This window comes from Candidatus Nanopelagicales bacterium (assembly GCA_041393815.1).
Taxonomy (GTDB): Bacteria; Actinomycetota; Actinomycetes; order S36-B12; family JAWKJK01; genus JAWKJK01.
In genome coordinates, this window is the sequence record JAWKJK010000001.1 from 234,885 (window position 1) to 261,462 (window position 26,578).

Here is a 26,578-nt window from a genome sequence, read left to right on the forward strand (position 1 = left end):
GCCCAGCGGCGTCGGGGCCCAGCGGGACAGGATCAGCAGCGGGACCGGCTCAGCGGGACGAGACGAGCGAGGACTTCGCCCGCCAGTCGGCCCACGAGATGTTCCACAGCGCGTACGGGCCGTTCCAGGACTCCATCTGCTTGCTGGTGCCCTTGTAGACGAACGGGTCGCCGATGCGGACGTTGTCGTAGATCCACTTCGCGTCGGACTCGTACATGTTGGTGCAGCCGTGCGAGCCGTTGTAGACGCCGATGCGGGAGTACGCCCACGTGGCGGTGTGGATGAACTCGCCGGTCGGCGTCAGCCGGGTGTTCCACGGCGCGACCAGCTCGTAGGTCTCGTCGGTGAGGCCGAGGGAGTCCGAGGTGTAGGTGTGGGTCGCCTCGCGGGAGCCGTAGTAGACCTTGATGCCCGAGCGGCTCTCCCAGCCGGACTTGCCCAGCGAGACCGGGAAGTCCTTGGCCACCTTGCCGTCGATGACGATCTTCATCCGGTGGCTGTTGGCATCGACCGTGCCCACCAGGGAGCGGCCGGTGCGGAAGCTCACCGTCTTGGGGGTGTCGGAGTCGATGACCAGGTTGCGGTCGCGCAGCCGGCCGATGACGGTGCCGGGGGCCGGCAGGGACACGGTGATCTTCGCGTGGCCGGGCCACCACTTCTTCGGCCGGTAGACCACCAGCGAGTCGCTGAGCCAGGCCCACGAACCGACCGGGATCGTGGACTTCGAGGTGACCTTGAGCGCCTTCTCGACGACGGCCTTCTTGCGCACCTTGGTGCCGAACTCCAGCCGGATCAGCTCCGCGACACCGGCGTACTTCGACGACCCGGCGAAGTTGACCATCCGCACGGACACCTCGGTGACCGGCCGGGCCGGCTTCGGCGGCTTCGTCGCGGTGGGCGACGGCGTCGGGGAGGTCGTCGGCTTCGGCGGCTTTGTCGTCGTCGGGGGCTTGGTCGTCGTCGGACTGGGGGCCGGCGACGTCGTGCTCGGCGCCGGTGACGTCGTGCTCGGTGCCGGGTTGGCCGACGAGGTGCCACCGGTGCTCGTCGCGGTCCCGGACGTCGTGGTCGGGGACGGCTCGGCGGCCCACGCCCCGGCGGTCGGGACGACGAGGGCCGCGGCCACCGTGGTGGCGACGAGCGACAGGCCGGCGGAGGTCAGTGAGCGCGCGCGAGGACGGCGCGTGGAGGAGCGGGGAAGCACCGGACAAGGGTACGTGACCTTCGCCCCTGCCCCGGACCGCTCGCCTCGGCCGTTCGGCCGTCGTTCGTGTCACACCAGTGACGGCCGGCACCCTGCGGGGCGGCTGGGGCCGGTGGGACGGACGGCCTCGGGACGGGAGGGGTCAGCGGGGGCCCGGCCCCGGTACGCCGCGGGGCCGCCGGTACGGGACCAGGCGTGGTGTGCGCGCGGCGTACGCGGCGTAGTCCGGGTAGCGGGCGGCGAGCATCCGCTCCTCCCACCGGGACTTCACCGCCAGCAGCACGAGCAGGGCCAGCCACAGGCCCACCCCCACCGTCGACCTGGTGACCAGCGCCCAGCCCAGACCGCCGGCGAGCAGCCCGGTGTAGACCGGGTGCCGGACCCAGGCGTACGCCCCACCGGTCCGCAGGCTCGCGTCCGACAGCGGTACCGGCGTCGCGGTGAGTGACGAGCCCAGGCCGACCAGCCCGGTCACCGCGAACACCGCGCCCACGGCCAGCAGCACCGCGCCGACCACGACCCAGGCCGCCCCGGGTCCGGGCAGGTCCGGACCGTGCAGCGCCGGGACGACGCCGGCCAGGGCGAGCAGGCCCAGCAGGGCGAGCTGCACGACCACGACCACCCAGCCCAGCGCCTGCGCGCCCGGTCCGAACCGGGCCCCGTCGTCGGTCACACCCGTACCTTCCGTCACCGGACCCGGTTCGTGTGGCCCCTTTCCGCGCCGACACGCCGCCCCGGTTGGGCACACGATCCGCTATGCGGATCGTGTGCCCAACCGGGGGGGCGGGTGGGTCACCGGGAGGTGGGGGGCAGGGTCAGGGGGACGCCGAGCCGACGGGCGGACTCGACGGTGACGCGGGTCCCGTCGTCGGGACCGCCGAGCTCGGCCACCTCCACGGAGTCCGCGAACACGACCTGGACCGGACACCGGGCCCGACGGCCCGCCGGTGTGACCGGACTGCCGGGGGGACGCAGTGCCAGGACCGCGCCGCCGCCCGCGACCAGCGCGTCGGCCAGGGCGGCCAGCTCGTCGTCCTCCGTGACGTCCGCACCTCCCCCGACCACCGCGAGCCCGACACCGCCCAGGTCCACGCACCGGGCGTGCACCACCGCGTCGACACCGGGAGACAGCCCGGAGACCACGACCGCACCCCGGGCGACCGCACGCTCCACCGCCGCCCGCGCACGCGCCCGGCCCGCCGGACCGGGGGCTCGGACACCCACGACGGCCACCGCGGGCGCGGTCGGGTCGGGGAGGACGCCCCGCCACCACACCCGCGGCGGGGCCGGTGCACCGAGCCGGACCAGACGTCCGGGGTAGTCGGGGTCCCCGAGGGCGGACGTGCGCACCGTCGCACCGTACGCACCGGGCCGGCCGCACGGGCCCGACCGCACCCGCCCCGCGACCGGGCCAGGGGACCTCCGTGTGACTCGGCGGGACCTCCGACCCCTGGTACTACATACCCCCTGGGGTATACTGCCCACGATTCCCGGCAGACGAGGAGCAGGTAGCGATGGCGCGCGAGATCGTGGTCACGTCGCAGGGCGGCGACGCCTACGACATGGAGATCAAGGGCCACGTGGTCCGGGTGGACCAGCCGGAGCGGGCCGGCGGCACCGACACCGGCCCGTCCCCCACCGACCTGTGGGTCGCCTCGCTCGGCGGCTGCGTGGCCTACTACGCGGGCAAGTACCTGCGCGAGCACGACCTGCCTACCGACGTCACCGTCCGCACGCGCTACAAGGTGGCGCTCGGCCCGACCCGGGTGTCCCGCATCGAGGTCGACGTCGAGGCGCCGCAGCTGCCCGAGGAGCAGCGACCCGCGTTCGACGAGGAGATCCGGCACTGCCTGGTGCACAACAGCCTGCACGAGCCCCCCGCGGTCGAGATCACCACGCTGACCGAGCAGGTCGCCACCTCCGCCTGAGCCGCGCTCCGGTCGGCGCGCCCGCTCGGTGCGCAACCGGCCCCGCGCAGCACTAGCGTCCCCCTCGTCACCCGAGGCAAGGGGGTCTCGCCATGGCTCACGGTCCGCTCCCCACCGGCGGCGCCCCCTCCGGACGGGTCGAGAGCTACCGCACCGGACGCGTCGTCCAGCTGGCCGCGGTGGCGGCACTGGGCGGCTTCCTGTTCGGCTTCGACTCGGCCGTGATCAATGGCGCCAACGAGGCGATCCAGGACGAGTTCAACATCGAGTCCACGCTGCTGGGATTCGTCGTCGCGATCGCCCTGCTCGGCGCCGCGATCGGCGCGTGGTTCGCCGGCGCCCTGGCCGACCGCTACGGCCGCCGCCGCGTGATGATCGTTGCCGCGGTGATGTTCGGGGTCAGCGCCATCGGCACGGCCATCCCGGTCAGCGTCGGGTGGCTGATGTCCTGGCGGGTCATCGGCGGGGCGGGCATCGGCGTCGCCAGCGTCATCGCCCCCATGTACATCGCCGAGATCGCCCCGGCCCAGCTGCGCGGGCGCCTCGGCTCGATGCAGCAGCTCGCGATCGTGCTCGGCATCTTCATGACCGGCGTCACGAACTACCTCATCCTCGAGGCCGCCGGCGGCGACGCCAACAACGAGCTGTGGTGGGCGCTCGAGGCGTGGCAGTGGATGTTCCTCATCATGATCATCCCGGCCGCGCTGTACGGGCTGCTGGCGCTGCGCATCCCCGAGTCCCCCCGATTCCTGGTGTCCGAGGGTCGCGACGCCGAGGCGCTGAAGGTCCTCGACTCCGTCTTCACCTCCGACCAGACCGAGAAGGTGGACGAGATCCGGGCCAGCCTGGCCGGGGACCACAAGCCCAACTTCCGCGATCTGCGCGGCCCGCGCTTCGGGCTGCTGCCGATCGTCTGGATCGGCATCGCGCTGAGCGCGCTGCAGCAGTTCGTCGGCATCAACGCGGTCTTCTACTACTCCAACCTGATCTGGCGGTCCGTCGGCTTCGACGCCACGGACGCCTTCTTCACGTCGATGATCACCAACACCACCAACCTGGTGACGACGTTCATCGCCATCGCGCTGATCGACCGCATCGGGCGCAAGCCGCTGCTGCTCATCGGCTCCACCGGCATGCTCGTCATGCTCGGGACGCTGACCTACCTGTTCTCCGTCGCACCCCAGGTGGCCACCGCGGACGGCGGTTCCGAGCCGCAGCTGGTCGGAGGGTCGGCCACCGTGGCCGTCATCGCGTTCAACGCGTACGTCTTCTTCTTCGGGATGTCGTGGGGTCCGGTGGTGTGGGTGCTGCTCGGCGAGATGTTCCCCAACCGGCTGCGTGCCGCGGCCCTGGCCGTGGCCGCCGCGGCCCAGTGGCTGGCCAACTTCATCGTCAGCATGTGGTTCCCGACCATCGCCGGCTTCAGCCTGACCCTGGCGTACGGCATCTTCACCGTGTTCGCCGCCCTGAGCATCTGGTTCGTGATGACCAAGATCCGAGAGACGAAGGGCAAGACGCTGGAGCAGATGTCGGACCAGGTCGTCGCGTAGCGGCGGCCGCGGGGACGGCAGCACGGGCCCGTCCCCCGGGTTGCGGGCCTATACCCCCTGGGGTATTCTTGACTTGTCCGTACAACCTCCGGGAGAGTCACCCACATGGTCCAGCACGCCAGCATCAGCCAGCTCAAGGACGCGATGGACGCCGGCACCGCGCGCATCGTCGACGTGCGCGAGCGCTACGAGTTCGACTCCGGGCACGTCCCTGGCGCCGTCCACATCCCGATGCACACCATCCCGCTGCGGATGGACGAGCTGCCCACCGACGGCGACCTCTACCTGATCTGCGAGAGCGGCAACCGGTCCTGGCAGGTCGCCGCCTTCCTCGCTCGCCACGACATCACCGCGATCAACGTCGAGGGCGGCACCGGCGCCTGGCGCTGGTCCGGCCTCCCCCTTGCGACTGGAGCGATGGCATGACCGCACCCTCCCTGGCCACCCACCGCGACAGCGACGCGGGCCGTCGCCCCGAGGTGGTCATCCTCGAGACCCCGAACCTCGGCGACCGCTCGTACGTCGTACACCTCGACGGCAGCGCGGTGGTCGTCGACCCGCAGCGCGACATCGACCGCGTGCTCGACCTGCTCGAGCGGCAGGGCCTCACCGTGACCCACGTCGTCGAGACCCACATCCACAACGACTACGTGTCCGGTGGCCTGGAGCTCGCCAAGCAGCTCGGTGCCGTGTACGTGGTCCCCGCCGGCTACGAGCTGTCGTACGACGCCACGCAGCTGGCCGACGGCGAGAGCTTCGCCAGCGGCGACATGGCCTGGCGCACGGTCCACACGCCCGGCCACACCCCGCAGCACCTGTCCTACGTCGTCGCCGTCGACAGCACGGACGCCGCCGCCTTCACCGGCGGATCCATGCTGTTCGGCAGCGTCGGGCGCCCCGACCTGATCGGGCCCGACCACACCCAGTCGCTCGCGCACGCGCAGTGGCGCTCAGTCCGCCGCCTGACCGACGAGGTCGACGGCGACGCGGCGGTGTTCCCCACCCACGGCTTCGGGTCGTTCTGCAGCGCCACCGAGACCACCGGGCTGGAGTCGACGATCGCCCAGCAGAAGGCGACCAACCCCGCCTGCACCCTGGACGAGGACGAGTTCGTCGCCGAGCTGATCGCCGGACTCGACGCCTACCCGGCCTACTACGCCCACATGGGCCCGGCCAACCAGGCCGGCCCCGGGGCCATCGACCTGTCGCTGCCGGAGCGCGCCGACGGCGCCGAGCTGCGCCGGCGCATCGACGCCGGCGAGTGGGTCGTCGACCTGCGGTCCCGCACCGTCTTCGCGCAGGGGCACCTGCGCGGCACGCTGTCCTTCGACGGCGAGGGCAACGCGGTGACCTACCTCGGGTGGCTCATCCCGTGGGGCACGCCGCTCACCCTGCTCGGCGAGACCCCCGAGCAGGTCGAGGCGATGCAGCGCGAGCTGGTCCGCATCGGCATCGACCGACCCGAGGCGCACGCGACGGGAACTCCGCAGGACTGGGCCGTCGACCCGGCCGACGTCGTGTCGTACCGGCGGGCCTCGTTCGCCGACCTCGCCGCCGCGCAGCAGGACAACCCCGACCTGCTGGTCGTGGACGCCCGCCGGGCCAGCGAGTGGCGCGACGGCCACGTCAAGGGCGCCCAGCTGATCCCCCTGCACGAGTTCCCCACCCGCGCCGACGAGGTGGCCACCCGCGTCAAGGCCGCCGCGCACGCCGGCAAGGACACCACCGTGTGGGTCTACTGCGGCAGCGGTTTCCGCTCGGCGGTCGGTGCCTCGTACCTGGAGCGGATGGGCCTCCCGGTGGTGCACGTCGACGGCGACGTCGCGACCGCGCCCGAGACCGGCTGCGCCTGGGTCACCGAGTACGACGGCGTGGCGCGGTTCGGCCACGCCTACGCCGACTGAGGCCCGGGATGGGACTGTTCAGCGCGCTGCGGACGCCGTCCGTGCACGCCGACGAGGTGGCCGACCTGCTCGCCCGGGGCGGCACCATGCTCGACGTGCGCGAGAGCGCCGAGTGGAACGCCGGGCACGCGCCGCACGCGGTGCACGTCCCGCTGGGCCGGCTGGCCGACGCGCCGCGCCGGCTCAAGGAGGGGGCCCCCGTGGTCGTGGTGTGCCGCAGCGGCAACCGCTCCCGCGGCGCGACCTCCCGGCTGCGCCAGATGGGCTACGAGGCCTACAACCTCAAGGGCGGCATGCGGGCCTGGGCTCGCGACGGCGGGCGCCTGGTCGACCGCCGCAACCGCCCGGGCGCGGTCGTCTGACCCTCGGACTCCCGCGAGTGGAGGGTTGTGGTGGAAGTCGATCGATCGACTTCCACCACAACCCTCCACTCGCGCATGCGCGGCGGGGGCACACTGGACCCGTGAACGGGCCCTCGCACGTGCCGGACGGGCTTGGTGATGACCGGCTGCCCGACCACCAGCTTCCGGATGACCGGTTGCCCGACGACCGGACACCCACGGGTTCCCCGGCGAGGTACCGGGTCTCGCTGGAGGACCTCGAGGGCTCCGCCCGGGTCCCGGTCGAGGAGCAGACCACCACCCAGGACGACCCGCCCCCCGACGGACCACTGTCCGCGGCGGAGGCCAACCGGCTGCGCGTGCTCAGCCCCCCGCACAACGGCCGCTGGTAGCCACGTACAGCAGCGCACCTCGGTGCACGGGAGCCCGCAACTACCGCACACCAGCATCACCCACCCCGACCGGTGGAACGTACGACCACCCGCGAGCGCGGGGAGAGTGGCGGAAGGTTCCACCGGTACGTCGAATGCTCGCCCGTGGGGGTTTCGGGACGGTCCCGAAACCCCCACGCGCGAGCATTCGCGGGCCCGGGCGATACGCCGGGCGGGGGCACGGAACGGCAACGGGGCCGGGCCCGTGATGGGCCCGGCCCCGCCGCCGTCTCGAGGGGGATGCGCTCAGCCGGCGCGGGTGACCGACCTCAGCTCAGCGTGGTCCGCTCGAACAGGGCCTTGCCCTCGGCGCTCCAGGTGCGGAAGCCGACCTCGGTCCCGGTCGGGGCGGGCATCCCGCAGCCGGAGGCCGCGACCGCCGCCGACAGGCTCGGCACCGAGAACAGGTTCACGTTGTCGATCGTGGCGTACAGCTGGTCGCCCTTGATCACGGCGGTCACGCGGTGCGGGGCGTAGACCTCCATGCCAGCCGGCCACTTCACCTTGGCGATCGGGTTGCCGCACTCCTTGCCGTTGGTCCACAGCCGCAGCAGCAGCGCCTTGCCCCAGCCCGGGTTCACGTTCTCGTAGCCCGGGTCGTACTGGAAGGAGTACCCGGACACCGAGGCGCCGGAGGGGACGGACGCCCGCAACCAGATGCCGTAGCCCCAGCCCGACTTCAGCGTGGCGACGGTGGAGAAGACCGCGTCCTGGGACGTGCGCTTGGTGGTGGAGATGGTGCGCGCCTCGTTGCCGTAGTTGTGGTCGACGGTGTTGCCGTTGATGGTGTTACGGCCGTAGACCAGCTTCCACTGCGCCTGCGAGATGAGGCCGACGTCGCAGCGGTTGACGATCCGGCGGCCGAACTCCTTGTCGCCGGCGTCACTGCCGGTTCCGGTGACGGTGACGGTGTACACGCCGCAGGGGATCTGGGTGAAGATCACCGTGGTCGCGCCGTTCTGCGCCTCGTGGGTGTCGGCGAACGTCGACTCCGCGATCGCGGGCCGGACCGCCACGACCAGCTTGGGGTACGTGGTGTTGGAGCCCACCGGCTGACTGGTCGTCACGGTGACGGTCCCGTCGACCTCGGTGACCGTGATGGCCGGGTCGACCGCGGGCGTCAGCTCGGCGTTGACGCGGAGCAGCTTGATCGCCTTGGGCAGCAGGCCGCGGCCGGAGGAGTTGATGGCGCGCACCAGGAACACGTGGTCCTTGTTCGGGTCCAGGGTCAGGCCCAGGGTGGTGCCGGTCACCGGGACCCAGGTGTCGACGCGGGCGGTGCCGTAGCCGACCTCGTACCCGACGATGTCGGAGGTGCCATGGTCGAGCGGGGCCTCCCAGGACAGGTCGACCTGGGTCGGGGTCGAGGGGTCACGCACCGCGGAGAACGCGACCGGCGAGCCGGGGGTGGTGTTGTTGAACAGGTGCGTGCTGGTGATGCAGCCACCGAACGAGTTCTTGGCGGTGACCTTGGCGGCGTACAGCCGGGCCGGGTCCATGTCCGGGATCGACAGGGAGGTGCCGGCCACGTCGGTGCTGATGACCTGAACCCCGTCGGACAGCCGGGTGACGGTCACGGAGTACCCGGTCACGGGCGAGTAGCCGCCGTTGACGGGCGCCCCCCACGTCAGCGTCCCGGTGACGCCGTCGACCGTGCGCTCGCCGCTCATCGCCGACAGCCCGCCCGGGGCGGCGCCGCCCACGTTCCAGACACCGGTACGCGCCTGCACGCCGTCCTTGTCGACAGCGGCGACGAGCACCTTGTACGAGTTGCAGGGGCCGGCGCCGGCGACACGCAGCGTCGTGGCCCCGGTGTCGACGACGCGCGCGGTGTCGGTCTCGCCGTCGAACACCGAGACCGTGTAGTGCTGGGCGCCGGCGACCCGGTTCCAGCTCACCACCAGGTCGTTGGGGTTGTCCGAGGCACGGGCGACCCGGAAACCGGTCGGCACGGTGACGGGGATGCTGTCGGAGGGGACGACCACCGGAGACGGGTAGGACCACTCGCCCTGGCCGACGGAGTTCATGGCGGCGACGCGGAACCGGTAGCCGGCGTTGTTGGTCAGCTCGGTCACGACGAAGGAGGTGTCGACCCCCGGGGTCGCGGTCGGCCCCGCCGGCTTCCAGGAGGCGCCACCATCGGTCGAGTAGTCGACCAGGTAGCCCGTGACGGGCGACCCGCCGTCGTCGCCGGGCGAGACCCAGGTGACGTCGACCTTGCCGTCCATCGGGAAGCCGGACACCACGGTCGGCCGCTTGGGGGCCCCCAGCGGCGTCACGGCCTCGCTCGGCTCCGACCAGCCGCCGATCCCGGCGGAGGACACCGCTGCGACCTGGAACGTGTACGGAGTGCCGTTCTCCAGCCCGGTGACGGTGGCCGAAGTCGCGGCACCGTCCACCTTGACCGTCGCCGGCGACCAGGTGACGCCGTCGTCGGAGGAGTACTGGACCTGGTAGCCGGTGATCGCGGCGCCGCCGTCGTCCGTCGGCGCGGCCCAGCCGACCGTGGCGCTGGCGGGGGCCGCGGTGGCCACGACCGCCGTGGGCGGGTAGGGGGCGGTCACGACCACGGCGGTGTCCGTCGTCTCCACGGGAGCGACGTCACCCACGGTGGCCGTCGCCGGGATCGTCGGGAGCACGGCCAGGCCGAGCGCGGCGGCCGCGGTGACGGCGGCGATGCGCAGGGAGCGGCGGTTCACGGGCATACCTCTCGGAGAAGGGCGCCCTCGCGGTGAGGGATGACCCGACTCTCGGGCCCGTTCCTCAACGGGAGTTCAAGTCCGCCTCCTGCTGCGGTACGGGATCAGTGTCCGTCCAGGACGGACAGCACCCATGCCTGCGTCTCCGCCTCCTCCTGCAGGTGGGCGTAGCGCCCGGCCGCACCGCCGTGCGAGCCCTCCCCGACGGTGCAGCGGAACAGCACCGAGCCCCGGGCGTACGGGCCCCCCGCCGGCACCCCGGCCGCTGGGTCCGTGGCGCGCAGCGCCGCGGTCCACTTCGCCGGCTCGTGCACCAGGACCCGCGGGTCGTGCAGCGCGCCCGTGACCAGGATCGCCGGGCGCTCGTCGGCCGCCGGCAGGTTCTCGTACGGGGAGTACGCCAGCATCCAGCCCGCCTGCTCGGGGATGCTCGGGTCGCCCCACTCGTCCCACTCGTTCACCGTCAGCGGCAGTTCCGCGTTCAGCATGGAGTTCACGCAGTCCACGAACGGGACCTCGGCCACGACACCGCGGAAGCGGCGCGGGGCGCGGCCCATCGAGGCCGCCACCAGCAGCCCGCCGGCGGACCCGCCACGGCTGACGATCCGCGTCCCGTCCACGACGCCCCCGGCGAGATGGTCCGCCGCCGCCACCAGGTCGACGAAGGAGTTGGCCTTGGCGGCCAGGTGCCCGCCGTCCCACCAGCGCCGGCCCATCTCGCCCCCGCCGCGGATCCCGGCGTGCACGAAGACCACCCCGCGGTCCAGCAGGGACACCAGCGCGGGGTCGAAGTGCGGCTCGTACACGTACTCGTAGGCCCCGTACCCGTACAGCAGGCAGGGCGCCGAGCCGTCGAGCGGTACGTCGACCGAGCGCACCACGGTCAGCGGGACCCGCTCGCCGTCGGGCGAGCGCGCCCAGCGACGCTGCGAGACGTAGCCCTCCGGGTCGTACCCGGGTGCCTCGTGCCGGTGCCGCAGCGTGCGTGCGCCCCCCGGGACCCGGACGTCCCACCACACCGGCGGGCGCACCCGGCTCTGGGTGACCACCGTGACGTGGCCGGCGTCCCAGTCCTCGTTGCGGCCCAGCTCCACGGTGCCGGTCGGCTGGTCCGGCCGGATCTCGAACGGAGCGGAGCCGTCGGTCGGGACGACCCGCAGCACCGGCTCACCGGCGCGACGCAGGGTGAGCACCACGAAGCCCGCGAAGGCGTCCGCCCCGACCAGGCGCTCGTTCGGCTTGTACTCCCCCACGGGCACCCACGACTCGGGGCCCGGGCGACCGCCCACGTCGGCGCGCATCGCGCGGAACTCGGTGGCGCCGTCGAGGTTGGTGACGACGAGCAGCCCCCGACCGCCGAGCGGCTCGACGTCGTACTCGTGCCCTCGCCGGCGGCCGGCCAGGCTGATCGGCGGCGCCTCGGCGTCCGCGGCCGGGATGAGCCACACCTCCGCCGTGTCCCGGCTGGCGGCGCGGATGACGACCCACTCCCCCGACCGGGACGCCCGCACCTCCACCTCGAACCGGCGGTCGTCCTCCTGCAGCACCAGCGCGTCGTCGGCGACCGGCGTGCCGATCCGGTGCCGCCACACCTGGTACGGCCGGTAGGCGTGGTCGTGCACCACGTAGAACAGGTCGCGGCCGTCGGCGGACCAGGCCGCGCCGTAGTAGGTGTGCGGGACCCGCTCCGGCAGGTCCTGGCCCGTCGTCAGGTCCCGGACCCGCAGCTCGTAGACCTCGTCGCCGTCGAGGTCCACGGAGTACGCGAGCAGGCCGCCGCCCGGGCTGACCTCGCGGACGCCGAGCTCCAGGTACGTGGACCCGCCCTCCGCCGCCATCGCGTCGAGGTCGAGCAGGACCAGCGCCTCCTCCTCGGGCGCGCCGGCCGGGCGCCGGCGGAAAACGCCCAGCTCGGCCCCCTCGGGCACGAGCTGGTCGTAGGTGAAGCCGCCCTGCTCCCACGGCGCGGACCGGTCCACGGCGGGCACGCGGGCCGCCATCTCCGCGTACAGCTGCGCGCGCAGCGCTGCGCCGTCGGCGACGCTGACGTCGTGGAAGGCGCGCTCGGCCTCCAGGTACGGCACCAGCGCGGGGTCCGAGTGGTCCGCCATCCAGGCGTAGTCGTCAACGGTCTCGACACCGTGCAGGACCCGGGTGGAAGAGCGGCGGGGGGCGACCGGAGGGGCCGGGTCGGCCGGGTCGGTCACGGGCGGAGTCACGGCGTCGGTGTCCACGGCGCGTGACGGTAGCGCACCGCCACCCTGCTGACTCACCGGTCAGCACGCACCGACGGACGTGTGAGCCCCGTCAGCCCAGCGAGGGACCGGCCACCAGGTCCAGCACGGCATCCACCGGCAGCGCGTGCGAGGTGTTGCCGTCCCTGCCGACGGTCGTCACGGCCGTCAGCAGGACGGTGAGCACCGCCTCCTCGGTGGCGTCGACGACGGCCTCGAAGTACGGGTCCAGGTCGCGGCCGCCGAGCCCGGCGGAGTCCGGCCGGGAGCCCCGCGGGGCCCGCAGCCCGGTGGCGGCGCACAGGAAGATCTCGCCGCTGCCGTGGTGCGCGGTGGAGCCGACCCGGGCCAGCCCCAGGCCCACTCGGGTCGCGAGCCGGTCGCAGGCGTGGTGGTCCAGCGGCGCGTCGGTGACGACGACGCCGATGCAGGACCCCGCCGGCGGCGGGTCGGCCTCCGCTGGCTGCGGCGGCTCGAGGACCCGGCCCACCGGGGTCCCGTCGACCGTCAGCCGGTCCCGCTGGCCGAAGTTGGCCAGCACCAGGACCCCGACCGTGTGCCCGTCCGGCAGCACCCGCGAGGCCGAGCCGATGCCGCCCTTCCAGCCGAAGCAGCTCATCCCCGTGCCCGCGCCGACCGCACCCTCGGCGGGGGCCGCCACCGACCCGGCGGACGCACGGGCCTCCGCCCACGCCGCCGCCACGTCGTCCTGCGTCACCTGCATGACGCCCGCGTACGACAGGAACGAGTCGTCGCACTCCCCGACCACCGGGATCACCACGTCGTCGGCGATCTCGGGCCGCTCGGCCAGCATCAGCGTGCAGGCGGCGTCGTACACCCTCCCCAGCTGCATCGTCGACGTGAGGAACACCGGGCTCTCCAGCAGCCCCCACTCGCGCACCGACAGCAGCCCCGTGCACTCGCCCGCCCCGTTGAGCACCGCGGCGCCCGCCGGCACCGGCGACGCCCACGCGTCCCCGCCGAGGTCGAGGACGGAGACCCCGGTGCGCGCGACGCCGCGGCCGGCGGGGGGACGGGGCTCGTCGCGCCACACCGTCGCGTGGCCGAGGCCCACGCCGGGGACGTCGAGGATCGAGCCGGTGGGGCCGGAGGGGAGCGAGCCGATGTGCAGGCCGAGGTCGGCGGGGCGGGGCATGCCTGCCAGCATGCCCGACGTGAGCGCCGCCGATATCCCCGTCGTCTGGGACGACGCCTGCACCGACCACCGCCCCGGGGGCGAGGTGTTCCTCGGGGTGCACACGCCGGGCACCGAGGTGCCCGAGCGGGCGGCGCTGATCCGCGACGCGCTGACCGGCCGTGGTCATCCGGTGGTCGCGGCGACGACGCACCCCGACGACGTGCTGCTGGCGGTCCACGACGCGGGCCTGGTCGAGCACCTGCGCACGGTGTGGTCGGAGTGGGAGGCGTCGGGTTTCCGCGACGACCCCGGTCAGGACCGGGTCGTGCCGTACCTGTTCCCCACCCCGGGGATGCTTCCCGGACAGGCGGTCCGACCGCCGGCCGCGCTGCACGCGCGGGCCGGCTTCTACTGCTACGACACGATGACGCTGGTCGGCCCGGGCACCTGGGAGGCGGCCCGCGGGGCCGTGGACGCGGCGCTGACGGCGGTCGACCTGGTGTGCGCCGGCGGCCCGGTGCGGCAGGCGTACGCGCTGTGCCGCCCCCCGGGGCACCACGCGACGGCGACCGCGTACGGCGGTTCCTGCTACCTCAACAACGCCGCGGTGGCGGCGACGGCCCTGCGGCTGAACGGGTTCGACCGGGTCGCCGTCGTCGACGTCGACGCCCACCACGCCAACGGGACGCAGTCGCTGTTCTACGACCGGGCCGACGTGCTGGTCGCCTCCGTGCACGTCGACCCGGACGCGGGCTGGTTCCCGCACTACCTCGGCCGCGCCGACGAGCGGGGATCCGGCCCGGGTGCCGGCGCGAACCTCAACCTCCCGCTCGCACCCGGCACGGGCGACGACGGCTGGCTGGCCGCCGTGGATCAGGCCGTCGACGCCGTACGCGGGCACGGGTCCGACGCCCTTGTCGTGTCGCTGGGGGTGGACGCGGCGGCGGACGACCCGGAGAGCCCGCTGCGGGTGACGGCGGACGGCTACCGCGCGGCGGGGGCGCGCCTGGGAGACCTTCGGCTGCCGACCGTGGTCGTCCAGGAGGGCGGCTACCACCTGCCCAGCGTCGGCGGCCTCGTGGCCGCGGCGCTCGACGGCCTGGGCTGCGCAGCGAGCGCACCCACCGGCGGCGCGTGACCCGCACCGTCGGGGGTGGAAGGCTGGGGCCGTGACCACTGGCGCACCTGTCGACATCCGCGGGCTGACGAAGGTCTTCGGCCGGGGAGCCGGGGCCGTCCACGCCGTGGAGGACCTCTCCTTCACCGTCGAGCCGGGGCGGGTGACCGGCTTCCTCGGCCCCAACGGGGCCGGCAAGACCACCACCCTGCGGTGCCTGCTGGGGCTGGTCACGCCCACCGCCGGGACCGCGACGATCGGCGGGCATGCGTACCGCGACCTGGAGGACCCGGAGAAGCAGGTGGGGTCGGCGCTGGAGGCGTCCGGGTTCCACCCGGGTCGGACCGCCCGGGACCACCTGCGCATCCTGGCGGCCGCCGCCGACCTCCCCGACGCCCGGGCCGACGCCGCGCTCGACCAGGTCGGCCTGGCCGACTCCGCACGCCGGCGCGTGGGCGGGTTCTCGCTCGGGATGCGGCAGCGCCTGGCGCTGGCCTCCGCCCTGCTGGGGGATCCCGCGGTCCTGGTCCTGGACGAGCCCGCGAACGGGCTGGACCCCGAGGGCATCGCGTGGCTGCGCGGCTTCCTGCGCTACCTGGCCGGTGACGGCCGGACCGTCTTGGTGTCCAGCCACGCCCTGGCCGAGGTGGAGCAGACCGTGGACGACGTGGTCATCGTCGCCCGCGGCCGGCTGGTGGCCACGGGCAGCCTGGCCGAGATCACGGCGGGCCGGGACGCCGGCACGCTGGTGCGCACCCCCGGGGCCGACACGCTCGCGGCCGCCCTGGAGGCCGGTGTCGACGGCGCGCGGCCGGACCGGATGGACCGCCCGGGTCCCGACACCCTGGTCGTGCACGGGATCACCGCCGCCCTCGTGGGCCGCGCGGCGCTGCGCGCGGGGGTCGAGCTGCACGAGCTGACACCCCAGCAGGACGACCTGGAGCGGGTGTTCCTCGACCTCACCGCACAGGGACCGGCGGACGTCGCGTCCGGGCCCCCCGGCGCGACCGCCTCGGGCGCCGCGCCCGGCACCCCGAACAGCACGAGCACTCCGGGACCGACGTCATGACCGCCGGGCTGCTGCGCTCGGAGTGGCGCAAGGTCATGACCACCCGGATGGTCATCGGCCTCACCATCGCCGCCCTCGCGTTCACCGCGCTGAACGTCGTCGCGCTGATCCTGGTGTCGGGCACCCAGGGCGCGCCGTCGCTCACCGACGAGGCGACCGTGCGCACCGTCTTCGCCTCCGCCGGCTCGGCCTCGGTGATCGTGCTGGTCCTGGGCATCATCTCGATGACCACCGAGTACCGGCACATGACGATCACGTCGTCGTTCCTCGCGACACCACGCCGAGGTCGGGTGGTGGCCGCGAAGATGGCCGTCAACGCCGTCGTCGGCATGCTGGTCGGGCTGCTGTGCTGGATCCTCGCCGTCGGGCTCGGGGCGGCGATGCTGCCGCTGAAGGACCATGCGCCGGTGCCCTGGGGCTCGGTCGTCCAGATCGGCGGCGGGGTGCTGCTCGCGTTCGCGATCTACGGGCTCGTCGGGGTCGCCGTGGGCGCGCTCATCCGCAACCAGGTCGCCGCCATCCTCATCGCCGTGGTGTGGGTGCTGCTCGTCGAGGCGCTGATCGTCGCCTTCCTGCCGGCCGTCGGACGCTGGCTGCCCGGCGGCGCGGCGAACGCCGTGCTCCAGGCGGGGGTGGACAGCGGCACCGGCGCGGGACCGCTGCAGCTGCTGCCGGTCTGGGGCGGCGCGGCCGTGCTGCTCGCGTACGGCGTCGTGTTCGCCGCGTTGGCGGCCGCGACCACGCTGCGCCGCGACATCACCTGAGACCTGAGCCCGGACCGACCGGGCATGCGCGGCAGAGAGCCCGGCGTCGCTTGGGGTCAGCTGGACGGAACGGCAGTCGGCAGCGAGGCGGGGTCGGAGAACGTCGAGGCGCAGTAGGGCGCGGCCTGGAAGGTGTCGTTGGCCGCGGTCACCTCGGCCACGGCCGTCGCGAGTGCCGTGGCGGAGTCGCGGACGTCGTTGGCGGCGGTGATCGCCGCCGGGGCCGCCGCGTCGGCGGCGGACGCGTCGGGGGCACCGGCGAGCGCACCGAGCGCGGTGCCGGACTTCTGCATGCTGTCGGACACCGCCGCGGAGGCGCCCTGGATCGGCGCGATGGCGTCCGCGAGCTCGCCGGGAGCGGACTGCAGCTGCTGGGACTCCCGGATGACCGCGTCGCTGACGGCCGACACCGCGTCGCCGAGCCGCGCCTGGAACAGCGCGAGGGACGCATCGTCGATCCCGCTCGCCTCGGGCACCAGGCTGGCCAGGAGCCGGGAGGACAGGTAGACGTTCGCGACCGCGGTGCACTCCGCTCCGGCCCAGGCGACCGCCTCGTCGGACTTGGCGCTGCAGCCGCCGACGAGGACGCCGGCAGCCAGCAACCCGGTGAGCGGGAGGACCAGGGTCCGGCGACGGCGCATCATGGGAGTACCCCCTGTCCGGTCGCGGTGCACGGACGCACCGTCTCCCGCAGCGTAGGCGGTCCAGGACCGGGATCCCGGGAACGGGGCCGTCGTCGGGCCCGCCGCGTCCTCACCAGGGCACCGGCTGGCGGTCCTCCCACAGCAGCCCGGTCGGCACCGGGTCGCCGTCCGGACCCGTGGCCGACCGGGTGGTCAGCCAGACGATGGTGTCCGCCCCCTGGTCGGCCGACCGGGGCGCGTCCTGTCCGCCCATGTCCGTGCGGCAGTGGTTGGGGCACATGGCATCGACGAGAACACCCCGTCGGCCGTGGCCGAGTTCGGCCGCCAGGTTCTTCGTCAGCGCATTCACCGCGGCCTTGGACACCCGGTACGGCGCGAGCCCCCCGGAGGTCCCCGGGCCGCTGAAGCGGCCCAGGCACGCGCTCACCGTGACCACCCGGCCGCTGCGGCGCTCCACCATGCCGGGGACGAAGGCGCGCAGGGCGTGGAACGTGCCGTCGGCGTTGACCCCCATCACCCGACGCCACTCGTCCGGCCCGGTCCGCAGCGTCTTCGCGGTCCGCTCGCTCATCACGCCGGCCGCGGCCACCAGCACGTCCGGCTGCGCCAGCGCGCCCAGGGCGGCCACCAGCCGGTCCACCTCGTCGGCGTCGGCCAGGTCGCAGCCGGCCCCGACGGCGTCCAGCCCCTGCGCGACCAGGGCCTCCGCGGCCGCCCGGGCCCGGTCGCCGTCGCGGCCCACCAGGACCACGGTCGCGCCCAGCCGGGCCATCGCGCGCGCGGCCGCGAGCCCGATGCCACGGGATCCACCCGTCACCACCGCGACCCGGCCGTCGAGGTCGCCGTCCAGGTCTGCGTACGCAGGTCCCTCGTACCTCGGCGGCCCGGACCCGTCGGTGTGCTCCATGCGGGCCAGCGTGAGGCCGGTCCGGCGTCGCCGCACCCCGGGGGCCCGTTCACGGGGTGCGGCCGCTGGGGCAGGATCGCCGCATGGACTTCACCGTGCCCGAGGAGCTCACCGCGCTGCGCGCGTCATTCGCGTCGTTCCTGGACCGGGAGGTCCGGCCGTTGGAGGAGGAGCACCAGGCCCAGTGGTGGGGCGAGTCGCCGGACCTCGACCTGCTCCGCGACGTGGCGCGGCAGGTCATGCGGCGCAGTGCCGAGCAGGGCTTCTACGCCGCCTACCTGCCCGAGGACGCCGGCGGCCAGGGGCTGTCCACCCTCGGCACCACGCTGCTGGTCGAGGACGCGGCCCGGTCCGGCCTGCGGCTGGGCATGCTGGCCGTCGCGCCGCCGAACCCGTCCGGCCCGTCCCCGCTGCTGCTCAAGCTGCCCCGCCACCTGTGGGACGAGTACCTCCTCCCCGTGGCGCGGGCGGAGCGGTCGATGTGCTTCGCGCTCACCGAGCCCGAGGCCGGCAGCGACGCCCAGGCCATCCGCACCCGGGCCGTGCGCGACGGCGACGACTGGGTCATCACCGGGCACAAGCACTACATCACCAACGGCGACAAGGCCGACTTCGCGCTGGTCTTCGCGGTGACCGACCCGGACAAGCGGGCCGCCGGCGGGATCACCGCGTTCGTCGTCCCCGGCGACCGGATCCGCCGGGGCAAGGTGCAGTGGAACATCTCCGACGCGCACCCGGCCGAGATCTTCCTCGACGAGGCCCGCGTCCCCGCCGACCACGTCGTCGGCGAGGTCGGCATGGGGTTCTTCGAGGCGATGGCGTTCCTCAACGCCGGCCGGGCCTACATCGGCGCGCAGTCCCTCGGCCTGGCCGAGTGGGCACTGGACTCCGCCGTCGCCCACGCGCGCACCCGCACCGCGTTCGGCAAGCCGCTGGGCAAGTTCGAGGGCGTGTCCTTCCCGCTCGCGCAGAGCAAGGCGGACATCGAGGCGGTCCGCTGGCTGGTCTACCACCTGGCCTGGACAGTCGACCAGGGCGCCGATCCCCTGTCCATCATGGGCGACGCGTCGATCGTGAAGTACTACGCCACCGAGCGTGCGTACGGCGTGGCCGACCGGTGCCTGCAGGTGTTCGGCGGCATGGGCCTGATGCGCGAGGGCCCGGTCGAGCGGGTGCTGCGCCACCTGCGGATGCTGCGGGTCGTCGAAGGCGCCAGCGAGGTCCAGCAGCTCGTGATCGCCCGCACCCTCGGTCTGTAGCCGCCACCACCCGGCGCACGGGTCGGGCCGTCCGCCGCAGAGCGCGGGCCGCGGGCCGCTGTCCGGGAGGTCCGCCACCACCGCCCCGACTAGGCTGTGCGGTCGAAGACCGCGACAGTGCGGCGTGCCGCGCGGCGCCGCCGGAAAGGGTCGCCCCGTGACCACGGACCTCCCCGCCGACGGTCGGCAGACCGCCGACCCGGCCGACCGCCGGATGTCGGGCTTCGGACCCAACGAGTGGCTGGTCGACGAGATCTACCAGCAGTACCTGCAGGACCGCGACAGCGTCGACCCGGCCTGGTGGGACTTCTTCGCCGACTACCGGCCGGCGGAGTACTCCCCACTGCGCGCGCTGCCCCCGGAGGCCGTGCCGGCACCCTCCGCTGCCGCGCCGGCGGCTGCCCCTGCCGCTCCGGCGCCCGCGAGGGCACCGGCCGCGGCCCCGAAGCCGCCCGCATCGGCACCCGCGGTGTCCGCGCCGGCGGCGCCCGAGGGGGCCGATGTCACCCCGCTGCGCGGCCCCGCGGCCCGCGTGGTCGCCAACATGGAGGCCAGCCTCGCCGTCCCCACGGCGACCAGCGTGCGCTCGGTCCCCGCGAAGCTGCTGATGGACAACCGCACGGTCATCAACAACCACCTGGCCCGCGGCCGCGGCGGCAAGGTGTCGTTCACCCACCTGATCGGCTTCGCCGTGGTCCGCGCCGTCCGGGACGTCCCGGCGATGAACGCGATGTTCGCGCAGTCCGACGGCAAGCCGGTGGTCGTGCAGCCCGAGCACGTCAACCTCGGCCTGGCCATCGACCTGGCCAAGCCCGACGGCACCCGGCAGCTGCTGGTGCCCTCGATCAAGCACGCGGAGTCGATGGACTTCGCCCAGTTCTGGGCGACGTACGAGGACCTGGTCCGCAAGGCGCGCAACGGCAAACTGGGCGTGGACGACTTCGCCGGCACCACGATCAGCCTGACCAACCCGGGCACGATCGGCACGGTCCACTCCGTGCCCCGGCTGATGGCCGGCCAGGGCGCGATCGTCGGGGTCGGCGCGCTGGAGTACCCCGCGGAGTGGCAGGGCGCGTCGGAGGAGAGCCTGACCCGCAACGCGGTGTCGAAGATGCTCACGCTGACGTCGACGTACGACCACCGGATCATCCAGGGCGCCCAGTCCGGGGAGTTCCTGCGCCGGGTGCACCAGCTGCTGCTGGGTGAGGACGACTTCTACGACGACATCTTCCGGTCGTTGCGGATCCCGTACGTCCCCATCCGCTGGGCCCGCGACATCTCCGCCTCCCATGAGACCGACCTGGACAAGACGGTCCGCGTGCAGGAGGTCATCCACGCGTTCCGGGTCCGCGGCCACCTGATGGCCGACACCGACCCGCTGGAGTACCGCCAGCGCAATCACGTCGACCTCGACGTGCTCAGCCACGGCCTGACCCTGTGGGACCTCGACCGCGAGTTCGCGACCGGCGCGTTCGGCAGCAAGGCGCTGATGCGGCTGCGCGAGATCCTCAAGGTCCTGCGGGACTCCTACGCCCGCACTATCGGCATCGAGTACATGCACATCCAGGACCCCGAGCAGCGGGCCTGGATCCAGGACCGGGTCGAGGTCCCGCACGCCAAGCCCGACCGCGAGGAGCAGCTGCGGATCCTGCGCAAGCTCAACGAGGCGGAGGCGTTCGAGACCTTCCTGCAGACCAAGTACGTCGGGCAGAAGCGCTTCTCCCTGGAGGGCGGCGAGTCCGCGATCCCGCTGCTGGACGCGATCCTGACCGAGGCGGCCGAGCAGGGGCTGCCCGAGGTCTGCATCGGCATGCCGCACCGCGGCCGCCTCAACGTGCTCGCCAACATCGCGGGCAAGTCGTACGGCCAGATCTTCCGTGAGTTCGAGGGCGAGTACGGCGAGGAGTCGGTCCAGGGATCCGGCGACGTGAAGTACCACCTCGGCACCGAGGGGAAGTTCACCGCCGACAGCGGCGCGCAGTGCGCCGTCTACCTCGCGGCGAACCCCTCCCACCTGGAGGCGGTCGACCCGGTCCTCGAGGGGATCGTCCGGGCCAAGCAGGACATGCTGCCGCGGGAGCAGGCGTTCGACGTGCTGCCGGTCCTGATGCACGGGGACGCGGCCTTCGCCGGGCAGGGCGTGGTCACCGAGACGCTGCACCTGTCGCAGCTGCAGGGCTACCGCACCGGCGGGACCATCCACGTGGTCGTCAACAACCAGGTCGGCTTCACCACGTCGCCGCGCTACAGCCGGTCCAGCGTCTACCCGACCGACGCCGCCCGGATGATCCAGGCGCCGATCTTCCACGTCAACGGCGACGACCCCGAGGCCGTCGTGCGGGTGGCCCGGCTGGCGTTCGAGTTCCGGCAGGCGTTCCAGAAGGACGTCGTCGTCGACCTCATCTGCTACCGACGGCGCGGCCACAACGAGGCGGACGACCCGTCGCTGACCCAGCCGCTGATGTACTCCGTGATCGACCAGAAGCGCTCGGTGCGCAAGCTCTACACCGAGTCCCTGATCGGTCGCGGCGACATCTCGGTGGAGGAGGCCGAGCAGGCGCTGCGGCACTTCCAGGACCAGCTCGAGCGGGTGTTCCAGGAGACCCGCTCGGTGCTGCAGGAGGACGAGGACGAGGGCGAGACGTTCAGCGAGACCTCGTCGCCGATCGAGCGGGCCGGGCAGAAGGAGCTGGCCCCCCAGCGGCCCGCGTACTCCGTGCCCACCGCGATCGACCAGGCGACGGTGCAGCGCGTGGTCGCCAGCCAGGTCGACATGCCCGAGGGCTTCCACGTCCACCCCCGCCTCGCACCGCAGCTGCAGCGCCGGGCGCAGATGGTCGCCGACGACGCGATCGACTGGGGCATGGGCGAGGCGCTCGCCATCGGGTCACTGCTGCAGGAGGGCCGCTGGATCCGGCTCGCCGGCCAGGACTCCCGCCGCGGCACGTTCGGGCACCGCCACGCGGTCATCGTGGACAAGACCAGCGGGCAGCAGTACAAGCCGCTCAAGCGCTGCTACGAGAACGGCGCCAAGCTCTTCGTCTACGACTCCCTGCTCAGCGAGTTCGCCGCGATGGGCTTCGAGTACGGCTACTCGGTGGCTCGGCCGGACGCCCTGGTCATGTGGGAGGCGCAGTTCGGCGACTTCACCAACGGTGCGCAGACGATCATCGACGAGTTCATCTCCTCCGGCGAGCAGAAGTGGAACCAGCGCTCGTCGGTGGTCCTGCTGCTCCCGCACGGCTACGAGGGCCAGGGCCCGGACCACTCCTCGGCCAGGGTGGAGCGCTTCCTGCAGCTGTGCGCGCAGGACAACATGACGGTCGCGATGCCGAGCACCCCGGCGTCATACTTCCACCTGCTGCGCTGGCAGGTGCACTCGCCGCTCACCCGACCACTGATCGTGTTCACGCCGAAGTCGTTGCTGCGCGCGAAGTTCGCCACGTCCCCCGTGTCGGAGTTCACCACCGGCCACTACCGAGCGGTGATCCCGGACACGACGGCGGACCCGGCCAACGTGCGCAAGGTGCTGCTGTGCAGCGGGAAGGTCTACTACGACCTGGCCGCCGAGCGGGACCGCCGCAAGGCGACCGACACGGCGATCGTGCGGATGGAGCGCCTCTACCCGATCCCGTGGAAGACGCTGCCGGCCGCGCTGGAGCCCTACCCCGACGCCGAGATCCGGTGGGTGCAGGAGGAGCCGGCCAACCAGGGCGCGTGGCAGTTCATCTCGATCAACCTGCCCCAGGTCATCGGGCGCACGCTCCTCGGAATCACCAGGCCGCCGTCGTCCTCGCCCGCCGTCGGCTCGCACAGCCGGCACGAGGAGGAGCAGCGCACGATCGTCCAGGCCGCGTTCGCGTAGCGATGTACTTCACCGACCGCGGGATCGAGGAGCTGGAGCGTCGTCGCGGGGACGAGGACGTCAGCCTGGCCTGGCTGGCCGAGCGACTGCGGGAGTTCGTGGACCTCAACCCGGAGTTCGAGACACCGGTGGAGCGTCTGGCGACGTGGCTGGCGCGGCTGGACGACCCCGACGACGACTGAGGCGGAGCAGCCACCAGCCGGCCGCGTAGCCGACCGCGACGACGGCCGCCCACCAGCCGGCACCGAACAGCGCGGCGGACACGTACCCGAAGGCCCCGGTGGGGTCGGTGACGGCCAGTCGCTCCACGGCGCCGAGGACCGACGCGGCGGCGACCGCCCCCGCCAGCAGCAGCATCGGCCGCCAGCGCGCGAGCGGCCCGAGCGGCCGGGCGACCCCCGGCAGCCAGGCCACGAGCAGCCAGCCCAGCACGATCAGGCCGAGGACGGACAGCGCCACCTGCAGCACGTCGGCCCAGCTGCGCCCGGCCACCGCGGCGTGCAGCAGCGGCTCCGGGGTCGCGGTGCTGTCGTGGGTGAGCACGTCGAGGCCGACATGCGACAGGGTCCCCAGGACCAGGCTCACAACGACCAGGCCCACGGCCGCCGCAGGCCCCCGCCCCGGGGCCACGGACCGGGTCGCGTCGAGGGCAGCCGTCCGCCACGGGTCCGGCAGCAGCGCCAGCAGCGGGCGGCGCACGACCAGCCGCCAGACCACGTACGCGGTGAGCCCGACGACCAGGTCCACCGTCAGCGCGCCGAGCAGGGAGTGGGTGAGGGTGCCCGGCGGCACCTCGATGCCGAGCCAGGGCGGCAGGTACCACCCGAGGTCCGGTGCGACCGCGCCCGCCGCCACCGCTCCCGGCACGATGCCGAAGCGGGTGGGCCCGGAGCGCCGCAGGAGCGGGGCCACCACGGCCGGGTGGGCGAGGGTGAAGGGCACGTCGGTCCTGGGGTTGCGGGGGCCGGCGGGCGCCGGTCCGGGGTCAGACGGTCAGCACCAGTTTGCCGAACACCTCGCCGCGCTCCATCGCCTCGAAGGCGGCGCGGGCCTCGACCAGGGGGACCTCGTGGTCGATCAGGGGCCGGACACCGGCCGTGTCGCACAGGGTGATGAGCCGCTGCAGCTCGTCCCGGGTGCCCATGGTGGAGCCCACGACGGACAGCTGCAGGAAGTAGACGCGGGACAGGTCCGCGGGCGGGTTGAAGCCGCTGGTCGCGCCGGACACCACGATGCGGCCGCCCGGGCGAAGCGCCTTCAACGAGTGCGACCAGGTCGCGGCGCCGACGGTCTCCATGACCACGTCGACCCGCTCGGGCAGCCGGGCGCCGGACTCGAAGGCCGCGTGCGCGCCCAGTTCGAGCGCGCGGGCCCGCTTGGCCTCGTCCCGTGAGGTGACCCAGACCCGCAGGCCGAGAGCACGGCCCAGGACCACCAGGGCGGTCGCCACGCCGCCGCCGGCGCCCTGCACAAGCACGGTGTCGCCGGCCCGCAACCCGGACCGGGTCGCCAGCATCCGGTAGGCGGTCAGCCACGCGGTCGGCAGGCAGGCGGCCTCGGCCCAGGTCAGCGCCTCGGGCTTGGACACCAGGTTGCGACGGGGGACGGCGACCCGTTCGGCGAAGGTGCCGGGGTGCTTCTCGGACAGCAGCGTGCGGCGCGGGTCGAGCGTCTCGTCGCCGCCGCCCACCGCCGGGTCGCCGATCACCGCGTGCACCACGACCTCGCGGCCGTCCTCGTCCACGCCGGCCGCGTCGCAGCCCAGGATCATCGGGAACCGGTCGGCCGGGATCCCCACGCCGCGCAGGGTCCACAGGTCGTGGTGGTTGAGGCTGGCGGCGCGGACCTCGACCGTGGTCCAGCCGTCGGGGACCTCCGGCTCTGGGCGCTCCCCCACCACCAGGGCGGACAGCGGGTCGTCGGGCTCGGGACGGTCGGCATACACGGCGAGCATCCCCCGAACGTACCCGCCCCACCCCTCCACGACGGAATGAGTCCGGGCGTCGCTTGAGCGGCCGATTCCGGCCGCCAAGCGACGTGGGGACTCATTCCGTCGCGCAGAGCGCAGAGCGCAGAGCGGTGGGCGGGGATCGGGGGGCGGGGGGTCGGGGGGCGGGGGTGGCGCCGTACGCGGGCGGTACGTTCGGCGGGTGCCGGATCAGACCACCGCAGCCCCCGTCGTGGTGGTGGGCGGGGGGATGGCCGGGCAGGCCGCGGCCGCGGACCTCGGGGCCGCCGGCCGCGACGTCCTGCTCGTCGACGCGCAGCCCGACGCCCCGTACGACCGGCCGCCGCTGTCCAAGTCCGTGCTCGTCGGAGCGGCCGAGGACGACGCGGTCTGGCCGCGGCCGGCCGACTGGTGGGACGAGCACGGCGTGCGTCTGGCGCTGGGCACCCGCGTCACCTCGGTCGACCCCGTCGGGCGGACCGTGCTCACGGACACCGGCGACACGCTGTCCTGGTCCGCCCTGGTGCTGGCGACCGGCTCGCAGCCGCGCCGCCTCGGCGTCCCCGGGGAGGAGTTGCCGGGCGTGGTGTGCGTCGACGAACTCACCGGCGCCGACGCCTGCGCGCGCGCCCTCGCCGACACCGCGCGACCGGTACGGCGCGTCGTGGTGGTGGGTGCGGGCTTCGTGGGGTGCGAGGCTGCCGCCGCACTGCGCGGGACCGGTCGGGAGGTGACCGTGCTGGAGACCGTCGCCCAGCCGCTGGTGCACGCGGTCGGAACCGAGGTCGCCGCCTGGTTCCGCGACCTGCACGCGCGGCACGGGGTGCCGATCCGCACCGGCACGACCGTCCTCGCCCTGGAACCGGGCCCGGGCGGACGCGTGGGCGCGGTCAGCGCGAGCGCAGGCACCCTCCCCGCGGACCTCGTGGTCGTCGCCGTCGGCGCCACTCCCCGCCTGGACTTGGCCGTGGCCACCGGCTGCGCGGTGCAGAGCGCCGGCGCCGGTCGACCCGCCGCCGTCCTCGTCGACGACCGGCTGCGCACGTCGGTGCCCGACGTGTACGCCGGCGGGGACATCGCGGCCTACCCCAGCCGGTTCGCAGCCCCGCCGGGGAGGGACGCGCCGGTGCCGTACCGCTGCCCGCACTACAACGTCGCCGTCGGGCACGGGCGCACCATCGCCGCGGCGATCCTCGGCGGCGGCCAGCCGTACGACGACGTCCCCACCTGGTGGACTGACCAGTACGGACTGACCGCCAACGTGGTGGGCACCCCCGAGCTCGCCGACACCACCCTCCTGCGCGGCGGGGGCGGTGACGACCTGCTCGCGCTGTACGTCCGCGACGACGTCCTGGTCGCCGGGCTCGCGGTCGGGTTCGCGCAGCGCAAGGAGCATGCCGCCCTGCGCCGCCTGCTCGCCGGCACCGAGCCGGTCGCGGCCGAGGACGTCGCCGACCCCGGGCGCAGCCTCGCCGACCTGGTCGCGGATCGCCGCTGACCGGCGGCGACACCGCCCCGCGGCGTTTGCCGGGCGCCGACGGGACGTCTTATCGTGGGCCGCCGTCGAGGCCGGACA

At 73.7% G+C, this 26,578-nt stretch carries 23 protein-coding genes; 13 read left to right on the forward strand and 10 right to left on the reverse strand.

Annotated features, from left to right (window positions below):
- Positions 1–49 precede the first annotated feature (49 nt).
- The 3 genes from R2737_01055 to R2737_01065 all read right to left on the reverse strand — a co-directional run bounded on the left by R2737_01055 (position 50) and on the right by R2737_01065 (position 2,554).
- Complete coding sequence (locus R2737_01055) at positions 50–1,204, reverse strand: L,D-transpeptidase (protein MEZ5114827.1); 1,155 nt, start codon at positions 1,202–1,204, stop codon at positions 50–52.
- Between the two features lie 142 nt (positions 1,205–1,346).
- Entirely contained in the window at positions 1,347–1,877 is a 531-nt protein-coding gene (locus R2737_01060; GenBank protein MEZ5114828.1) for an isoprenylcysteine carboxylmethyltransferase family protein, read from the reverse strand.
- Positions 1,878–1,996: 119 nt separating this feature from the next.
- Positions 1,997–2,554 (reverse strand): DNA-processing protein DprA, encoded by a 558-nt coding sequence (locus R2737_01065; GenBank protein MEZ5114829.1) that lies wholly within the window; start codon positions 2,552–2,554, stop codon positions 1,997–1,999.
- A gap of 164 nt (positions 2,555–2,718) precedes the next feature.
- Between R2737_01065 and R2737_01070 the strand changes: the two genes are divergently transcribed.
- From R2737_01070 to R2737_01095, 6 genes are all read left to right on the forward strand, one after another.
- A complete protein-coding gene (locus tag R2737_01070) occupies positions 2,719–3,132 on the forward strand; it encodes an OsmC family protein (GenBank protein ID MEZ5114830.1) in 414 nt (137 codons plus the stop codon).
- A 92-nt stretch (positions 3,133–3,224) separates the two neighbouring features.
- Complete coding sequence (locus R2737_01075; GenBank protein MEZ5114831.1) at positions 3,225–4,682, forward strand: sugar porter family MFS transporter; 1,458 nt, start codon at positions 3,225–3,227, stop codon at positions 4,680–4,682.
- Positions 4,683–4,787: 105 nt separating this feature from the next.
- Positions 4,788–5,108, forward strand: coding sequence for a rhodanese-like domain-containing protein (locus R2737_01080; GenBank protein ID MEZ5114832.1), 321 nt, complete (start codon positions 4,788–4,790; stop codon positions 5,106–5,108).
- Positions 5,105–6,586 (forward strand): MBL fold metallo-hydrolase, encoded by a 1,482-nt coding sequence (locus R2737_01085; protein ID MEZ5114833.1) that lies wholly within the window; start codon positions 5,105–5,107, stop codon positions 6,584–6,586. The genes R2737_01080 and R2737_01085 overlap by 4 nt, the downstream gene beginning before the upstream one ends.
- 8 nt (positions 6,587–6,594) lie before the next feature.
- A complete protein-coding gene (locus tag R2737_01090; protein ID MEZ5114834.1) occupies positions 6,595–6,948 on the forward strand; it encodes a rhodanese-like domain-containing protein in 354 nt (117 codons plus the stop codon).
- A 101-nt stretch (positions 6,949–7,049) separates the two neighbouring features.
- A complete protein-coding gene (locus R2737_01095) occupies positions 7,050–7,319 on the forward strand; it encodes a hypothetical protein (GenBank protein ID MEZ5114835.1) in 270 nt (89 codons plus the stop codon).
- Between the two features lie 308 nt (positions 7,320–7,627).
- On the opposite strand, the gene R2737_01100 is transcribed toward R2737_01095, so the two are convergent.
- The 3 genes from R2737_01100 to R2737_01110 form a co-directional block, all read right to left on the reverse strand.
- Positions 7,628–10,057 carry a fibronectin type III domain-containing protein gene (locus tag R2737_01100; protein ID MEZ5114836.1) on the reverse strand — a complete coding sequence of 810 codons (2,430 nt, stop codon included), beginning with the start codon at positions 10,055–10,057 and terminating at the stop codon, positions 7,628–7,630.
- A gap of 104 nt (positions 10,058–10,161) precedes the next feature.
- Complete coding sequence (locus tag R2737_01105) at positions 10,162–12,291, reverse strand: prolyl oligopeptidase family serine peptidase (GenBank protein ID MEZ5114837.1); 2,130 nt, start codon at positions 12,289–12,291, stop codon at positions 10,162–10,164.
- A gap of 73 nt (positions 12,292–12,364) precedes the next feature.
- Positions 12,365–13,447 (reverse strand): P1 family peptidase, encoded by a 1,083-nt coding sequence (locus tag R2737_01110; GenBank protein MEZ5114838.1) that lies wholly within the window; start codon positions 13,445–13,447, stop codon positions 12,365–12,367.
- A gap of 19 nt (positions 13,448–13,466) precedes the next feature.
- Here R2737_01110 and R2737_01115 point away from each other — a divergent pair, with 19 nt between their 5' ends.
- From R2737_01115 to R2737_01125, 3 genes are read left to right on the forward strand one after another with little or no spacing between them, the layout of a single operon-like run.
- The gene (locus R2737_01115) at positions 13,467–14,567 is read left to right on the forward strand and encodes a histone deacetylase family protein (GenBank protein ID MEZ5114839.1); all 1,101 of its coding nucleotides are present in this window, start codon (positions 13,467–13,469) and stop codon (positions 14,565–14,567) included.
- A 31-nt stretch (positions 14,568–14,598) separates the two neighbouring features.
- On the forward strand, positions 14,599–15,615 hold the full coding sequence (locus R2737_01120; protein MEZ5114840.1) for an ATP-binding cassette domain-containing protein: 1,017 nt from the start codon (positions 14,599–14,601) through the stop codon (positions 15,613–15,615).
- A complete protein-coding gene (locus R2737_01125) occupies positions 15,612–16,379 on the forward strand; it encodes an ABC transporter permease (protein ID MEZ5114841.1) in 768 nt (255 codons plus the stop codon). The genes R2737_01120 and R2737_01125 overlap by 4 nt, the downstream gene beginning before the upstream one ends.
- 56 nt (positions 16,380–16,435) lie before the next feature.
- On the opposite strand, the gene R2737_01130 is transcribed toward R2737_01125, so the two are convergent.
- Both R2737_01130 and R2737_01135 read right to left on the reverse strand, forming a co-directional pair.
- Positions 16,436–17,023: a hypothetical protein gene (locus R2737_01130; protein MEZ5114842.1), complete on the reverse strand. Its 588-nt coding sequence runs from the start codon at positions 17,021–17,023 to the stop codon at positions 16,436–16,438.
- 109 nt (positions 17,024–17,132) lie between these two features.
- Positions 17,133–17,930, reverse strand: a complete 798-nt coding sequence (locus R2737_01135) for an SDR family NAD(P)-dependent oxidoreductase (GenBank protein MEZ5114843.1) — start codon at positions 17,928–17,930, stop codon at positions 17,133–17,135.
- A gap of 83 nt (positions 17,931–18,013) precedes the next feature.
- Here R2737_01135 and R2737_01140 point away from each other — a divergent pair, with 83 nt between their 5' ends.
- From R2737_01140 to R2737_01150, 3 genes are all read left to right on the forward strand, one after another.
- Positions 18,014–19,189, forward strand: a complete 1,176-nt coding sequence (locus R2737_01140; GenBank protein MEZ5114844.1) for an acyl-CoA dehydrogenase family protein — start codon at positions 18,014–18,016, stop codon at positions 19,187–19,189.
- A 157-nt stretch (positions 19,190–19,346) separates the two neighbouring features.
- Positions 19,347–23,054: a multifunctional oxoglutarate decarboxylase/oxoglutarate dehydrogenase thiamine pyrophosphate-binding subunit/dihydrolipoyllysine-residue succinyltransferase subunit gene (locus R2737_01145; protein MEZ5114845.1), complete on the forward strand. Its 3,708-nt coding sequence runs from the start codon at positions 19,347–19,349 to the stop codon at positions 23,052–23,054.
- Between the two features lie 2 nt (positions 23,055–23,056).
- Complete coding sequence (locus tag R2737_01150; GenBank protein MEZ5114846.1) at positions 23,057–23,236, forward strand: DUF6104 family protein; 180 nt, start codon at positions 23,057–23,059, stop codon at positions 23,234–23,236.
- Here the strand turns inward: R2737_01150 and R2737_01155 are convergent.
- Both R2737_01155 and R2737_01160 read right to left on the reverse strand, forming a co-directional pair.
- Positions 23,160–23,996 (reverse strand): DUF4184 family protein, encoded by an 837-nt coding sequence (locus tag R2737_01155; GenBank protein ID MEZ5114847.1) that lies wholly within the window; start codon positions 23,994–23,996, stop codon positions 23,160–23,162. The two genes, R2737_01150 and R2737_01155, sit on opposite strands and share 77 nt — an antisense overlap.
- 43 nt (positions 23,997–24,039) lie before the next feature.
- A complete protein-coding gene (locus R2737_01160) occupies positions 24,040–25,008 on the reverse strand; it encodes a zinc-binding dehydrogenase (protein ID MEZ5114848.1) in 969 nt (322 codons plus the stop codon).
- A 196-nt stretch (positions 25,009–25,204) separates the two neighbouring features.
- Here R2737_01160 and R2737_01165 point away from each other — a divergent pair, with 196 nt between their 5' ends.
- Positions 25,205–26,500 carry an FAD-dependent oxidoreductase gene (locus R2737_01165; GenBank protein MEZ5114849.1) on the forward strand — a complete coding sequence of 432 codons (1,296 nt, stop codon included), beginning with the start codon at positions 25,205–25,207 and terminating at the stop codon, positions 26,498–26,500.
- Positions 26,501–26,578: the final 78 nt, after the last annotated feature.